Source organism: Constrictibacter sp. MBR-5, assembly GCF_040549485.1.
Taxonomy (GTDB): Bacteria; Pseudomonadota; Alphaproteobacteria; order JAJUGE01; family JAJUGE01; genus Constrictibacter.
Genome location: NZ_JBEPTK010000002.1, coordinates 369,305 through 384,675 on the forward strand (window position 1 = coordinate 369,305; position 15,371 = coordinate 384,675).

11 protein-coding genes are annotated in these 15,371 nt (G+C 65.7%); 5 read left to right on the forward strand and 6 right to left on the reverse strand.

Features of this window, described 5'->3' with window-relative positions; genetic code table 11:
- Positions 1 to 1,095 precede the first annotated feature (1,095 nt).
- Together ABIE65_RS05755 and ABIE65_RS05760 are read right to left on the reverse strand one after the other, a co-directional pair.
- A complete protein-coding gene (locus ABIE65_RS05755; RefSeq protein WP_354076218.1) occupies positions 1,096 to 1,962 on the reverse strand; it encodes a caspase family protein in 867 nt (288 codons plus the stop codon).
- A gap of 67 nt (positions 1,963 to 2,029) precedes the next feature.
- Positions 2,030 to 2,554 (reverse strand): hypothetical protein, encoded by a 525-nt coding sequence (locus ABIE65_RS05760; RefSeq protein WP_354076219.1) that lies wholly within the window; start codon positions 2,552 to 2,554, stop codon positions 2,030 to 2,032.
- Positions 2,555 to 3,526: 972 nt separating this feature from the next.
- Here ABIE65_RS05760 and ABIE65_RS05765 point away from each other — a divergent pair.
- Together ABIE65_RS05765 and ABIE65_RS05770 are read left to right on the forward strand one after the other, a co-directional pair.
- Positions 3,527 to 5,050 carry a 3-hydroxyacyl-CoA dehydrogenase gene (locus ABIE65_RS05765; protein ID WP_354076220.1) on the forward strand — a complete coding sequence of 508 codons (1,524 nt, stop codon included), beginning with the start codon at positions 3,527 to 3,529 and terminating at the stop codon, positions 5,048 to 5,050.
- Between the two features lie 237 nt (positions 5,051 to 5,287).
- On the forward strand, positions 5,288 to 5,659 hold the full coding sequence (locus ABIE65_RS05770) for a VOC family protein (RefSeq protein ID WP_354076221.1): 372 nt from the start codon (positions 5,288 to 5,290) through the stop codon (positions 5,657 to 5,659).
- 45 nt (positions 5,660 to 5,704) lie between these two features.
- Here the strand turns inward: ABIE65_RS05770 and mlaD are convergent, their stop codons facing one another.
- Both mlaD and ABIE65_RS05780 read right to left on the reverse strand, forming a co-directional pair.
- Complete coding sequence (gene mlaD, locus ABIE65_RS05775) at positions 5,705 to 6,184, reverse strand: outer membrane lipid asymmetry maintenance protein MlaD (RefSeq protein WP_354076223.1); 480 nt, start codon at positions 6,182 to 6,184, stop codon at positions 5,705 to 5,707.
- Between the two features lie 57 nt (positions 6,185 to 6,241).
- Positions 6,242 to 6,601 (reverse strand): NADH:ubiquinone oxidoreductase subunit NDUFA12, encoded by a 360-nt coding sequence (locus tag ABIE65_RS05780; protein ID WP_354076225.1) that lies wholly within the window; start codon positions 6,599 to 6,601, stop codon positions 6,242 to 6,244.
- Positions 6,602 to 6,977: 376 nt separating this feature from the next.
- Here ABIE65_RS05780 and ABIE65_RS05785 point away from each other — a divergent pair, with 376 nt between their 5' ends.
- The 3 genes from ABIE65_RS05785 (at position 6,978) to ABIE65_RS05795 (ending at position 12,944) form a co-directional block, all read left to right on the forward strand.
- Complete coding sequence (locus ABIE65_RS05785; RefSeq protein ID WP_354076227.1) at positions 6,978 to 10,682, forward strand: vitamin B12-dependent ribonucleotide reductase; 3,705 nt, start codon at positions 6,978 to 6,980, stop codon at positions 10,680 to 10,682.
- A 405-nt stretch (positions 10,683 to 11,087) separates the two neighbouring features.
- A complete protein-coding gene (locus ABIE65_RS05790; RefSeq protein WP_354076229.1) occupies positions 11,088 to 11,381 on the forward strand; it encodes a GIY-YIG nuclease family protein in 294 nt (97 codons plus the stop codon).
- Between the two features lie 126 nt (positions 11,382 to 11,507).
- A complete protein-coding gene (locus ABIE65_RS05795; RefSeq protein ID WP_354076231.1) occupies positions 11,508 to 12,944 on the forward strand; it encodes a DUF6880 family protein in 1,437 nt (478 codons plus the stop codon).
- Positions 12,945 to 13,030: 86 nt separating this feature from the next.
- On the opposite strand, the gene ABIE65_RS05800 is transcribed toward ABIE65_RS05795, so the two are convergent.
- Together ABIE65_RS05800 and ABIE65_RS05805 are read right to left on the reverse strand one after the other, a co-directional pair.
- Positions 13,031 to 13,504, reverse strand: a complete 474-nt coding sequence (locus ABIE65_RS05800) for a hypothetical protein (protein ID WP_354076232.1) — start codon at positions 13,502 to 13,504, stop codon at positions 13,031 to 13,033.
- Between the two features lie 253 nt (positions 13,505 to 13,757).
- Complete coding sequence (locus ABIE65_RS05805) at positions 13,758 to 15,242, reverse strand: lytic transglycosylase domain-containing protein (RefSeq protein ID WP_354076234.1); 1,485 nt, start codon at positions 15,240 to 15,242, stop codon at positions 13,758 to 13,760.
- Positions 15,243 to 15,371: the final 129 nt, after the last annotated feature.

Here is a 15,371-nt window from a genome sequence, read left to right on the forward strand (position 1 = left end):
AAGAGTGGAGATCTACCCCAAATTGTCTGTGAGCAGCGTTCGCAACGTGTTTAAAAAGGACATCTGGCCCGACATCGCGATGATGGCCGCGCGTTCTCCGACCAAGCGACGGGCGGAAGTTTTTTTGTTACAGATTAGCTTTTATACTCTTCCGCCGCAACGCGTGTGACGGAATTCCAAAAAGGAGATACCCTAATGCTTGATTCAGGGTATAAATGACGCATTGTGACGATTGATTTTGTTGATCATAAAGAAGTCATGGACCGGCTAGCCATGCTTCCAGAGTACCCTTCCTGACGCGACGTTCAAATCCAGGTACATACTTAGAGAAAAAATGTGTGGATCCAGCCAGGGAAAGTGTGCTCGCGATTTGGGCAGCCAAGTCGGCGTCCTCGCGGAAAAAATACCGAACCTCGGATAGGCGAGGTGAAATTGCTCCAACAACTTCCACGCCGGACGCAACTGATATCCCTCGAAAAGCGGTACGTATCACGCTGGCTCCACTTTCCGCCTCGGGTCGCTGCTCTGGGCGAGCTACATGAAAAAAAAGCCTACCGCGGACTAAAGAGGCATCCACAGCATTGCAAACAAAGGCGGATATATAGTTTGGAAGCGAAGATAAGTTACTTTTAGAAATAGTTGTCCGGCGTATTCCAATCTTTACTATAGAATCTACAATAAAGCGTGCGCGTTCCTCACTGCTATCGAATCGAATGAGAACGGTATCTCTGGCGGACGCCAACTCGTCAGGGGTGGCGTTTGCAGCAAATGTGTCGAAATCGATTGGCCGAGTCCGTACCTCTCCTAATAAAGAGTGCCCGGTAGTAGAAAGGCTAGCGGCAGCATAAACGCCAGCAAGCGAGGATGCATCTAACGCACGTCCTGCAGCATAATTATCACCAGAACACCAGAACACGTCAAGGGTCACTAAATGCGCGGAAGAATTATCACTATATTGACTGCGATAAACAACCCTCGGCCGCTCGTCGATTTCCGCGACACGGATTTCGGCTCTGACAGAGTCAGAATAGTGTGAATTAAACATGAAAAGTATCGCGCAGCATAGCGCGCGACGAAACAAATTCGCAGTATTAGTCATTTGGCGGCTCCACAGTAGGTTAAACACGCTTCTGGCGGGGGTGGATTAAGCGCGCCAATCGCGTCGGGGATCTGCCGTATCTTGGCATCTTGTGTATCATCGGATACCGCCTTAACAACGCGACTAATTAGAAGCTCAACTCGGCCTTCTTCTTTTAGATGGGTCTCTAATGCGACGGCGAACGGGCTACCAGACCCGGAGCCGTCACTGGCAAGCGCCCCATAAGCCGTCGAAAACATTAGACGGACGCCAACTGCAGATCGAGGATGCGCATATCTTAGTTTTGCATAGTCCTTCACAAGTGAACCGTCCTTGCGAATATACCGATCAATAGGTGTTTCACGGCAGGCGTCAATCACGATGAAAATACTTCCTGATCCGGCGTCTCCTACTTGCGAGATGATGTCGCCGAACAAACGCAAGCCTCCCGGTAGGACACTGCCTCCGGGATGTCGAAGCAGTGCCTCCGCAGCTGCCTTTGCATTCACCGCAGCATCTATTCCGAAAAGATAGGTGTCGTTACCTACCTGCATTCCATGGCCTGCATAGAAAATGAATCCAAAAGACTTCGCATCCGATAGGTATGCATGTACAAATCGGTCCAGTTTATCACGTATCTCAGACTTTGTTGCATTGCAAGTTGACAAGATTTCTGTTTCGGGATTCCAACCGGCGAGTTCCAACTGAGCGGAGATCCGGGTGATATCGTTGCAGGGATTATTTAAAGGCCTGAACGCGCTGTATCCTGGCTGTAGATTTTCTTGTACATAAGAGTCATTGCCGACGAGTAAGGCAATTCGGTTTTGGGAGACTTGTTTATGCAATCCAGCTTGCTGAGCGCCTGCTTGCGATGTGGTGATCATAATTATCAATATAATCGATATAGTACTTATTATGTGTCCGATTTTATTTATGATCATTTAACTGCACCTAGTCAGTGGTCACGCCAGAAAAAAAGGTGTCCATTTGCGAATTCCAGGATAATTCGCGTTCTAGTTCGAAAAGCAGTTCTTGATCGATTGCGCCGCGGGTGGCGTCGGGCATATCGTTTTCAATGGCTCCGCGAATCGATGCAGATCGCCGGGCTATTGCACTACTGTAAGACCATGCGTCGGGTGAGTGCATAGAGCCAGAATTCAGAAGTGCACTGTTGTTCGATTTAATTACACCGCAATCGCGCTGCTGAATGGCAGAAGATGGTGGGCAGTATGGGTTGAAGAACGCGTTTCTGAAACCGAAACCGGCGTCTGGCCGATTTTTGCCTTGTGCGGAAAAATACCGGAACCCCACTACGTCGGCAGAATAAACCTCAGTTGGTTGGAGGTTTTTTCCAATAAACGAAATGAATACCACCGCATGCCCGCTCCTGTTGATCCTATTAAAATTTATGAAATCGCCTGGCTTGAGACTGGAGAACTGTTTTTTTTTTGCCAAGTCCAAATTCTTGAAGCGCATGCGCGGTGCCCCGTGAGCCGGTGCCGGCGTACATAAAAATATTCGCTCTTAGTGAGTTCAATGTGCCTCTGTTCCATGTCGACGCCGGTAATTTTTGAAACATAGAGAAATCGGAATTTCGCTCGGCCCATATTTTAATCGCGTATATTATTACTTCGGCGACAGCCGCTACACACATTGTCTGTGGCGGCGAGGTTGCTTTTATGAAGTATTCGGAACCATATTCAATTTTATGGGAAAAAGCTTTATTTATATCGTACCCTCCACGCGCGTGGTTTTTCTCTAAGTGATCAACCGCAGCTAGGATGTACTCGTTAAAGGTGGCCGCCTTTGCGGGTATCGTACAAAAAAATGCTAACAGGGTAAGCGCTACCGCATGGTATGAAGCACGCATGAATTTTCCCCTTCTATGCGTGTTGCGCCATCAAACAGACCGCGAACAGGCAATTTTGTGCTTTTAGCAGATTTGTGCGTGTTCGTGCTACAGGGATATACCTTCTGTGACGTACTACCGTTCTCGCGGAGCCAGCCGCTGACCGGCAGCCAATCGTCCCATTCGTCGCCGATAGAAACATCTTAGTGGAAGCGGTTGGGCCACTTCAACATCTCGGCACCTATCCCGTCCTGGCTTTTGCGTTCCCTTCAGCAGCAGTGCTGGTTGAACGGCTGGAGCGACGAACAGAGGTGGTCAAATGGTCACCTCTTCTCTGCCGATGCGGAAGCGGCGGTTGTATTGAGCGGTAGGGCGCGGTTGGTCGGGTTGGCTGGACTTTTTTGCCCTACCGGCCGTGTATAGCGGCCGCGGCCGGGCGCTAGAGGCGGTACAGCATCCGGTAAGATTTGGTTCGCGGAAGAGAGTATATTTTTTTGGCTGCCTCTCGCTTGGCATTGTCCCTCCCAATTGCCTCCGCCCCCCGCTCCCCCTAGTCTCCCGGCCCAATGCGAACTCCCGCGTATGAGGAAGGTGAGACCATGCCGTTCAATCCCAGGAAGCCCGACCTGAAGGTCGGTGTCGTCGGTTCCGGTGCCATGGGCCGGGGCATCGTGCAGGTGACGGTCGAGGGGGGCATGGTCTGCAAGGTGTTCGACGCCGCCCCCGGGGCGGCGGCGAAGGCGAAGGAGTTCATTTCCGGCATGCTGGGCCGCGCCGCCGAGAAGGGGCGCATGACGCAGGAGGCGATGCAGGCCGCCGTCGCCAACGTCCAGGTGGTCGACACGATCGAGGACCTGGCCGACTGCGACGTGGTGGTCGAGGCGATCGTCGAGAAGCTGGACGTCAAGAAGAAGGTCTTCGCCCAGCTCGACGCGCTGTGCGGGCCCGACACCATCCTGGCCAGCAACACCTCGTCGCTCTCGGTCACCGAGATCGCGGCGGCGTGCCAGAACAAGGGCCGCGTCGCCGGCCTGCACTATTTCAACCCGGTGCCGCTGATGAAGCTGGTCGAGGTCATCGACGCGGTCGCGACCGAACAATGGGTCGGCGACGCGCTGATGGTGCTGGGCGAGCGCCAGGGGCGGGTGCCGGTGCGCTGCGGCGACACGCCGGGCTTCATCGTCAACCATTGCGGCCGCGGCTTCGGCGAGGCGATGCGCATCCTCAGCGAGGGCGTCGCCAAGCCGGAGGACATCGACCGCGTCATGCGTGACGTCGGCCAGTTCCGCATGGGGCCGTTCCAGCTCTCCGACCTCACCGGCATGGACGTGAACTTCCCGGCCGGCTTCGCGATCTACGAGCAGTATTTCCAGGAGCCGCGCTTTCGCCCGGCGGTGCCGCACAAGCAGCGCCTGGACGCCGGACTGCTCGGCCGCAAGACGGGTGCCGGCTGGTACACCTACACGGAAGGCCAGAAGTGGCACGAGCCGGAGGAGGCGCCGGCGCCCTCGACGCGCCCCGGCCGCGTCTGGGTGAGTGCCGCCGAGCCGCAAGGCCACCGCGCCCTGATCGAGCTGTTCGGCAAGCTGGGCGCCGACATCGACAGCGGTGCGCAGCCGGGCACCGGCTCGCTCTGCTTCGTGACGCCGGTCGGCCAGGACTGCACCACGGCGGCGGTGGAGCAGGGGCTCGACCCGCGGCGCACGGTGGCGGTCGACACGGTGTTCCCGCTCGACGTGCGACGCACGCTGATGTCGAACCCGCTGACCGACAAGGAAGCCCTGGAGGCGGCGCACGGCCTCCTCGGCAGCGACGGCGTGCCGGTCACGGTGATCAAGGATTCGCCCGGCTTCATCGCCCAGCGCATCATCGGCCACATCGTCAACATCGGCTGCGACGCCGCCCAGCAGCGCGTGGCGGCCCCGGCCGACATCGATACGGCGGTGACCCTCGGCCTCAACTATCCCTACGGCCCGCTGGCCTATGGCGACCGCGTCGGCGGCGCCACGGTGCTCCGCATCCTGCGCACCATGTGCGACTACACGGCCGACATGCGCTACCGCCCCAGCCTCTGGCTCGCCCGCCGCGCCGCGCTCGGCGTGTCGCTGCTGACCGAGGATTGAGGTCGGCCGCTCCGTGATGCCGCTCCGCCTCCTCGGGGGCGGGTGGCGTTTCCCGGACAATTCCAGGCCGCAAAGCCGCCGCTCGTTTCGCTACGGGCGGCGGCTTTCTGCGAGGCGATGCGTTCGCCGCAATCCGCCCGGCGAAATCCGCCCGGCGGAATCCGCCCGGTGAAATCCGCTTGTCACCGGCGGGCGATAGGGTATCGTTCGTCGGGTGTGGAACATAAGGAGAACATCATGATCGGTTACGTCACGCTGGGCACGAACGACCTGCCGCGGGCGGCGGCGTTCTACGATGCGTTGTGCGCCGAGTTCGGGGTGGGGCGGTTCATGGAGACCGAGCAGTTCATCGCCTGGGGCAAGGCCGACGGCGGCTGCGGGATCGGCCTGACCAAGCCGTTCGACGGCAAGCCGGCGACCGTCGGCAACGGCGTCATGGCGGCCTTCCAGGCGGACAGCCCGGCGATGGTCGACCGGGTTTACAAGAAGGCTCTCGAACTGGGGGCGACGGACGAGGGCGCTGCCGGGCCGCGCGGCGACGGCGGCTTCTATGCCGGCTATTTCCGCGATCCGGACGGCAACAAGCTCAACGTCTTCTGCATGAGCTGAGGCGGCAGCGCCGAAGCCCGGAAGATGGGTGGCGGCGGCGGCCCGTCAGTTCGGCTTCGATGCGCCGCCGCCCTGGCCGTTCTTGTCGTCGCTGCTGAACATGAACTTGCCGATCAGCTGCTCGAGGCTCACGGCCGACTGGGTGAAGCGGATGCGTCCGCCGGCGTCGAGCATGCGGTCCGAGCCGCCCGGCACCAGGGCGATGTAGCGGCTGCCGAGCAGGCCGGCGCTGGCGATTTCGGCCGAGCTGTCCTCGGGCAGCTTGATGCGCGGGTCGACCTCCATGGTGACTACGGCGAGGTAGGTGGCCGGATCGAGATCCTGGCCGGTGACGGTGCCGATCTTGATGCCCGACATGCGCACGTCGGTCCCCAGCTCGATGCCGTCGATTCGGTCGAACTGCGCCGTTACCGTATAGCCGCCGATGTCGCGCACGCCGGAGCGCGTATAGGAGAAATAGAGGAACCAGGCGGCGACGACGAGAACGAGCGCGCCGATCACCGTCTCGAAGATGTTGCGGCGCATGTCACTTCCTTGGGGGCACCGGTGTCAGGTCGTCGGGCAGCATGGGCGAAACGGCGGTCAGCCGGGCGTCCAGGGTTCGTAGTCGCCGGTCGCGCGGGCCCGCTTGCCGCCGCTGTATTCGTGGCCGGCGGGGCGATAGGCGAGGGCGGTACCCGTCATGTTCGCCTGATGCGGCTTCTGCCACGGCCGGCGCGGACGGTCCGCCTTCGGCACCTCGTCGCTGGTGTAGTGCAGCCAGGCGTGCCATTCGGCCGGCACGCGCGACGCCTCGACCTCGCCGTCGTAGACGACCCAGCGGCGTCGGCGCCAGCTGCGATACTGCTTGCCCCGCTCCGTATAGTAGCGGTTGCCGAATTCGTCCGTGCCGACATGCTCACCCTTCCACCAGGTGAGCAGCCGGGTGCCGATCGATGCCATCGACTGGTGCCTTCATGCCTTCGCGAAAAGCGGGCCGGACTATCGCAAACCCCTCCCGCCGCGTCCAGCCTGCTCGCCGTCGCACCCCGCGCTGGGGGTGCGGACCCTGGCGCGGAGGACGTATGCGGGGGCGACGCACAGGCCTGTCCCCGGCTTATCCACCGCCGCGGGCGGCGGATTCGCTGCATCCGTGCATCCTTATCCACGCTACGGGCGACGCTAGCCCTGGCGGGACGGTGATCCGGAAAACACAAAATCTGGTAACGCAAGGCTTGATCGACCCGGCGAATGGGAGCACCATTCGCACATCTGGAGACGGCCTGGGGCCGCCCCACCAGATCTAGATTCACCGAGATACAGAGACAGGAGCCACGGCATGCGGATCGACCGCCGCTTCACGCGTGAGGGACAGGACGCCTATGAAGGCATCGCGTTCCGCACCGCAGCCAGCGAGATCCGCAACCCGGACGGTTCGACGGTGTTCAAGGCCGAGGCGATCGAGGTGCCGGCCTCGTGGAGCCAGGTCGCCTGCGACGTGCTGGCCCAGAAGTATTTCCGCAAGGCCGGCCTGCCGGCGAAGCTGAAGCGCGCCGCCGAGAAGGGCGTGCCGAAGTGGCTGCAGCGCCATGTGCCGGACGAGGCGGCGCTGGCCCGTCTGCCCGAATCGGACCGCGAGGTCGGCGAGACGAGCGCCAAGCAGGTGTTCGACCGGCTGGCCGGCACCTGGACCTATTGGGGCTGGAAGGGCGGCTATTTCGACGCCGAGTCGGACGCGCGCGCCTTCTTCGACGAGCACCGCTACATGCTGGCCGCGCAGATGGCGGCACCCAACTCGCCGCAATGGTTCAACACCGGCCTGCACTGGGCCTACGGCATCGACGGCCCGAGCCAGGGCCACTACTACGTCGACTACAGGACCGGCGAGCTGACCAAGTCGGCCAGCGCCTACGAGCACCCGCAGCCGCACGCCTGCTTCATCCAGTCCGTCGCCGACGACCTGGTGAACGACGGCGGCATCATGGACCTGTGGGTCCGCGAGGCGCGGCTGTTCAAGTACGGCTCCGGCACCGGCTCCAACTTCTCCAAGCTGCGCGGCGAGGGCGAGCGCCTGTCGGGCGGCGGCAAGTCGTCCGGCCTGATGAGCTTCCTGAAGATCGGCGACCGCGCGGCGGGCGCCATCAAGTCGGGCGGCACGACCCGGCGCGCCGCCAAGATGGTGACGGTGGACGTCGACCATCCGGACATCGAGGCCTACATCGACTGGAAGGTGAAGGAGGAGCAGAAGGTCGCCGCCCTCGTCACCGGCTCCAAGACGATTCGCAAGCACCTCGCCGCGATCATGGCGGCCTGCAGCGCCGCTGAAGCGCCGGCCGGCGACGACCGGTTCGACCCGAAGGCGAATCCCGTCCTGAAGGAGGCGGTGCGCGCGGCGCAGAAGGCGTCCGTCCCGGCGAATTTCGTCCAGCGCGTCATCCAGTTCGCGCGCCAGGGCTACACCGAGATGACCTTCGACGCCTACGACACCGACTGGGATTCCGAGGCCTATCTGACCGTCTCGGGCCAGAACTCCAACAATTCGGTGCGGCTGACCAACGACTTCCTCGACCGCGTGCTGCGCGACGACGAGTGGCCGCTGACGTGGCGCAAGAACGGCAAGGTGGCGAAGACCCTGCGCGCCAAGGAGCTGATGGACAAGATCAGCTACGCCGCCTGGGCCTGCGCCGACCCCGGCCTGCAGTTCGACACCACCATCAACGAGTGGCACACCTGCCCGGCCTCGGGGCGGATCAACGCGTCGAATCCGTGCTCGGAATACATGTTCCTCGACGATACGGCCTGCAATCTGGCGTCGATGAACCTGCTGACCTTCCGCGGGCCCGACGGCCAGGGCTTCGACACCGAGGCCTACAGCCACGCCGTCCGCCTGTGGACGGTGGTGCTCGAGATCTCCGTGATGATGGCGCAGTTCCCGTCGAAGGAGATCGCGGAACTGTCCTACCGCTTCCGCACCCTCGGCCTGGGCTACGCCAACATCGGCGGCCTGCTGATGGCGGCCGGCCTGCCCTACGACAGCGACGAGGGCAGGGGCGCCTGTGCCGCCATTACCGCGCTGATGACCGGCGTCGCCTATGCGACCTCGGCCGAGATGGCGAAGGAACTGGGGCCGTTCCCCGGCTATGCCGAGAACCGCGAGCACATGCTGCGCGTCATCCGCAACCATCGCCGCGCCGCGCATGCCAAGCGCAGCGGCTATGAGGGCCTGTCGATCCTGCCGGTGCCGCTCGACCCGGCCGACGTGCCGTTCCCCGGCCTCGCCGACGCGGCGGCCGCGGCGTGGGACGAGGCGTTGGCGCAGGGCCAGAGCCACGGCTATCGCAACGCCCAGGCCAGCGTCATCGCGCCGACCGGCACGATCGGCCTGGTCATGGACTGCGACACCACCGGCATCGAGCCGGACTTCGCCCTGGTGAAGTTCAAGAAGCTCGCCGGCGGCGGCTACTTCAAGATCGTCAACCGCCTGGTGCCGGAGGCGCTCACGGCGCTCGGCTATGCGCCGGACCAGATCGAGGAGATCGTCCGCTACGCCGTCGGCCACGCCACGCTGTTCGAGGCACCGGGCGTGAACCACAGCCGCCTCGCCGCCGCCGGCTTCGGCAAGGCCGAGATCGAGAAGGTCGAGCAGGCGCTGCTCGCCGCCTTCGACATCAAGTTCGTCTTCAACAAGTGGACGCTGGGCGAGGAATTCTGCACCAAGGTCCTGAAGCTCTCGAAGGCGCAGCTCGACGACCTGTCGTTCGACCTGCTGGCCGCCATCGGCTTCACGAAGCAGGAGATCGAGGCCGCCAACACCTATTGCTGCGGCGCCATGACCCTGGAGGGCGCGCCGCACCTGAAGGCGGAGCACCTGCCGGTCTTCGACTGCGCCAACCCGTGCGGCCGCATCGGCACGCGCTACCTTTCGGCGGAGAGCCACATCCGCATGATGGCGGCGGCCCAGCCGTTCATCTCCGGCGCCATCTCCAAGACCATCAACATGCCGAATGCGGCGACGGTCGAGGATTGCGCGACGGCCTACATGCAGTCCTGGCGCCTGGGCATCAAGGCGAACGCCCTCTACCGCGACGGCTCGAAGCTGTCGCAGCCGCTGGCCTCCGCCCTGATCGACGATGTCGAGGACGTGGCCGAGGAGATCGCGACCAAGCCCGCCGCCGCGGCGACGCCGATGGTGGTGGAGAAGATCGTCGAGCGCTGGATGCACGACCGCCGGCGCCTGCCGCACCGGCGCAAGGGCTATACCCAGAAGGCCGTCGTCGGCGGCCACAAGGTGTACCTGCGCACCGGCGAGTACGAGGACGGTACGATCGGCGAGATCTTCGTCGACATGCACAAGGAGGGTGCGGCCTTCCGCAGCCTCATGAACAACTTCGCCATCGCCGTCTCGATCGGCCTGCAGTACGGCGTGCCGCTGGAGGAGTTCGTCGAGGCCTTCACCTTCACCCGCTTCGAGCCGTCGGGACCGGTGCAGGGCAACGACGCCATCAAGATGGCGACGTCGATCATCGACTACGTCTTCCGCGAACTGGCCGTGTCCTATCTGGGCCGCGCCGACCTCAGCCACGCCGAGCCGGCCGACCTGATGCCCGACACGGTGGGCCGCGGCGAGCAGGAAGGCGACCTGGGTGAATGGGAGGACCGGCCCGATCCGGCGCGCGAGGCCGGCATCCGCCGCGTCGCCTCGGCCGGCTTCCTGCGCGACAATCTCTACGTCGTGAAGGGCGGCAAGAACGGCGGCAGCGGCCACAGCCACGGCCAGGGGCACGGGGGCAAGACCGCGGCGACGGCCCAGTCGGTGCACACGACCGAGACCCTGCTGCGCACCGCCGGCACCACCGCCCTGATGACCGAGACGGTGGCCGTCGGCGCCACGGTCGTCCAGGACGACAAGGCCGACCTGATCCGCAACGCCCGCCTGAAGGGCTACCAGGGCGACGCGTGCGGCGAGTGCGGCAACTTCACCCTGGTGCGCAACGGCACCTGTCTGAAGTGCGACACCTGCGGCAGCACGACTGGGTGCAGCTGAGGGCGGCCGCCCTGTGGGCGCGCGGGTCGAGCCCGCGGGCGACCCTGACCTGACCGTGTGAGGTGAAGTAGGAGTGTCGTTGCCGGGCTCGACCCGGCAATCCAGGGCGGGCGCCGAGCGCCCTCGTGACGGCCGAGGCGGTCGCTGCCCGCACCGTATTGTCCGCAGGACCCCTGAGATCGGAGGACGGTGGTGCAGGAAGGCTGCCGAGGCGGTGCCTGAGCGGTGGCACTGGACCCGCGGGTCAAGCCCGCGGGCGACAGTCGGGGGGCGGCAACACTTCCTTACAGTGTCGTTGCCGGGCTCGACCCGGCAATCCAGGGCGGGGGCCGGGGCCGCTCAGTTGGCGGAGAGGGGTAGACATTAGCCTTCTGCGCGGCCGCTGCCGTGTGGCATCATCTGCGCATGAATAGTTACTTCGTCTACATCATGGCGAGCCGGCGCAACGGCACGCTGTATGTCGGCGTCACGAACAATCTGGTCCGGCGTGCCTGGGAGCACCGCGAGGGCCACGGTGACGGTTTCACCAGTCGATACGGCGTCAAGCTGCTGGTGTGGTACGAGATGCACGGCTGGATCGAGGCGGCGATCCAGCGGGAGAAGACGATCAAGCACTGGCCGCGGCGGTGGAAGACCGACCTCATCGAGAGATCGAATCCGAACTGGGCGGACCTCTTCCCTCGGATCGCCGCCGGCTGAAGGCGGCCCTGGACCCGCGGGTCGAGCCCGCGGGCGACACTAAAGGGTGGGCGCAGCGCCGGGCACCGGAGATGACAAGGCCGGTCCGCTCCCCCACCATGCGCCCCTGAGCCGACGGGAGCGCGGATGCCGCCCAAAACCACCCTCAACGCGAAGAACCTGGAAGCCCTCGGCGCGGAGCGGTTGGCGGCGTTGCTGATGGAGGTCAGTGCCGGCGATGCGGCGGCGAAGCGGAAGCTGCGGATGGCGCTGGTCGGGCTGCAGGCGCCGGGCGATGTGTCGCGCGAGATCCGCAAGCGCCTGACCGCGGTCGCCAATGCGCGCAGCCGGGTGGGATGGCGCAGCCGCAAGGCGCTGGTCGACGACCTGGACGGCCTGCGCCGCGCCGTCGCGGAGCAGGTGGCCGGCACCGATCCCGTCGAGGCGCTCGACCTGATGTGGCGCTTCCTGGAATTGGGCGCCCCGGTTTTCGCGCGCTGCGAGGACCGCACGGGGACGGTCATGGCGGTGTTCGAGGCGGCCGTGGCCGACCTTGCGAGCCTCGCCGCGGCGGCGAAGGCCGATCCCATGGCATTGGCGGAGCGCGCCTGCCGCGCCCTCTGCGACAACGGCGACGGCCAGTATGACGGGCTGATCGTGGCGCTGGCGCCGGTGCTCGGGGCGGACGGCCTGGAGCATCTGAAGGCGCTGCTTCTGGACCTGGCGAAGACGCCGCCGCCGAAGCCGCCGCAGAAGGAGCGTGTGATCTTCGGCTGGAGCACGGCGGGGCCGATCTATGCGGACGACGTCGAGAGATCCGCCCGGGCGAGCGCCGTGAGGCTCGCCCTGCAAGCCATCGCCGACCTGCAGGGCGACGTCGACGCCTTCATCGCCCAGCAGAGCGGGAAGGCGCGGACCGCGCCGGGCGTCGCCGTGGAGATCGCCCGCCGCCTGCTCGCGGCGGGCCGTGCGGCGGAGGCCCTGCAGGCGCTCGATGCCGTCGATACGGAGGCGCGCGGCTGGATCCCGCTGGAATGGGAGCAGGCGCGCGCGGACACGCTGGAGGCGCTCGGCCGCCGCGAGGCGGCGCAGGCGTTCCGCTGGTCCTGCTTCGAGCGGAGCCTGGAGCCCGCGCACCTGCGCGCCTTCCTGAAGCGGCTGCCGGATTTCGACGACATGGAGGCCGAGGAGCGGGCGATGGCCTATGCGCTGGGGTTTCCGGCGGTGCATCAGGCGCTGGCCTTCTTCCTGGAGTGGCCGGCGCCGGACAAGGCGGCGCGCCTGGTGACGGCCCGCGCCGGCGAGATCGACGGCGACCACTACCAGATCCTGACGCCGGCCGCCGAGGTCCTGGAAGCGGACCATCCGCTGGCGGCGACGATCCTGCGGCGCGCGATGATAGATTTCACGCTCGGCCACGGCCGGTCGAGCCGCTATCGCCATGCGGCGCGCGACCTCCAGGCCTGCGCCGTCCTGGCGGGGCGAATCGACGATGCCGGCGGGATCGAGGCGCACGACGCGTATGTGGCCGGCCTGCGGATGGCGCACGGCCGGAAGAGCGGCTTCTGGCGGCGCGTCTCCTGACGGTCCGCGCACGAAAACGCCCCGCCGGAGGGCCCGGCGGGGCGTTCGCGCGTCAGTCTATGGCCGTCGCGGACGACGGCGTGGCGTCAGCGCTTCGGCGTGCCTTCGGCGCTGCCGCCGCCGGTGGCACTGCCTTCCGTGGCAGCGGAACCGGTGCGTGCCGGCGAAGCGCCGGTCGTCGGGGTCGTGACGCTACGCGGCATCGGCGAGGTCCCCTCGGGGCTGGGCCGGGCCGCCGCGCTGCCGCCGCCGGTGGCACTGCCTCCGGTCGCGGCCGAGCCGGTCCGTGCCGGCGCGGCGCCGGTGCTTGGGGTCGTCACACCGCGCGGCATCGGCGAGGTGCCCTTCCCATCGGGCTTGGCTTCGGCGCTGCCGCCGCCGGTGGCGCTGCCTTCGGTTGCGGCCGAGCCGGTGCGCATCGCATCCGCACCGGTCGGCGGTGTGCCGGCGGTGGACGGGGTCGCGGTGGGCCCGCTGCCGGTCGTCGTGCCGGAGGCCGCAATGGCCGGGGCGGCCAGGAGAATGGTGGCGAGGGCGGCGGTCGTGGTTAGCAGTCGCATCAGCGTTCCTTCGGGATCCCGAGGATCCTCTTCAGCGGGTCTTGCCTGGATTGGCGTGCGAAGCAGGTGCCCCAGTAAGAAACGCCGAAGCAAAAGGTTCCCGAGAAGGAAGACGTCGGACCGCTGGCCCGACCGGCGCCGCGGTCGCAGGCAATGAACGACCGGCCGATCCGCTGTCACCGCCGCCCTGGTGGGCCGTCGGAAAACAGTCGGCAGCGGATCGCCGGCCGTCGATGCCTCGCGGGGGGCCGGCTCAGGCCATCCGGTCGCCGGACAGCACCATGCAGGCGACGCCCTGACGGGAGAGGGTGTCGCAGGCCGCACCGGCATGATCGGCGGAGAGGCCGACGAGCCATGCACGGTAGAGAACGGAGCCGTCGCCGCGGGTGACCGGGCTGACCACCGGGCGGCCGGCGCTCAGCAGCGCGCCGGCCTTGCCGCGCGCCGTCTCGGCGGCCGCCTCGGCCAGGGCCGGGCTGGAGAAGGCACCGACCTGAATGCCGGGACCGCCGTTCGACGGTGCGGCGCTGGCCGTCCGCGTCGGTGCCGCCGGCGCGGCGAGTGCGGCGGAGAGCTGCGTCGCCGACATCGCGGTGACGGAACGGGCCGAGACGGGCGTGGCCGGCGCGCCGGTGGGCAGGAAGCTGGCCGTGACGATCGTGCCCTTCGCCGCCGCGCGCGGGCTCTCGGCCGGCGCCGAGGCGACCAGGGTCGGCGCCGGCGTTGCGGGCGGCGTGCGGACTGGCGCGGGAGCGGGCGCCGGGGCGGCCGTCACGATCGGTGCGGGTGCGGGTGCGGGGGCCGGACGCGGCGCGGGGGCCGGGGTCGACGGGGCCGGGGCCGCGGACGCCAGCACGACCGGCGCGCGCTGCGGCGTATCGCCGGCGGCGGAGCGGCGGTTGAGGTCCGCGGTCGTGGCACTGCCCGATCCGCCGGCCGATCCGCCTGAACGACGCGCCGGTGCGGTATAGGCACGGTCGGCGCTCGCGACCTGGACGGCCGCCGGCGTCGCCCGGGCCGGCGTGGCGCGCGCGACCGTCGTCCGCGGCGCCGCGGCGCCGGGCAGGGCGGCCAGCGCCTTGCGGTTCAGGTCGTCGGCGGAACGCTCGGGCGTCAGGCTCGCATAGTTCGAGAGGGGGCCCCAGGCCTCCGCCGATCCGGCGAGGCGCGGTGCCACCGACGCGAGATAGTTCGTCGTCTCTGCCGGCAGGGGGGTGCCGTCGAACAGATGCCGCTCTAGCCGGCCGGGACCGGCATTGTAGGCGGCGAGGAAGGCCGGATAGCCGTAGAGGTCGTACATCTCGCGGATGTAGGCGGTGCCGGCGAGGATGTTGTTGCGCGGATCGTAGCGGTCGTCGCCGAGATCGTACTTGTAGCGCAGCTCGGCATAGGTCGCCGGCATGACCTGCATCAGGCCAGCGGCGCCCTTGGGCGAGGTGGTCGGCTTGCCGTTGATGAACTGGCGCCCGCCGGACTCCTGGCGCATCACTTCGCGGATCCAGAGTTCGGGAACGTTGAAACGCTCCGACGCTTCCTGGATATATGGTCCCCACGGATCGTCGGAGGATCCCGGAACCCGGTAGTCGCGGGCGGCGACGTCGAGCGACGGCACGTTGCCCACCTGGGCGCTCTGCCGCGGCGACGAGGAACAGGCCGACAGGCCGCAGGCGAGGGCGATGCCCACACAAGCCACGCGCAGTTGGTGCGCTTCGCGTCGCGCCGCTCGTCCGGATGCCATCTAGCCCCCCGACCCCTGTTTGAGTAAGCCGCAGCGTAACAAATTGTAGGAATCACCGCAATCTAGACGCGGCGGATAATGTGGAACTTCAATCCGCTGTAACATGATAGTGCGGACCTTGCCCGCCAG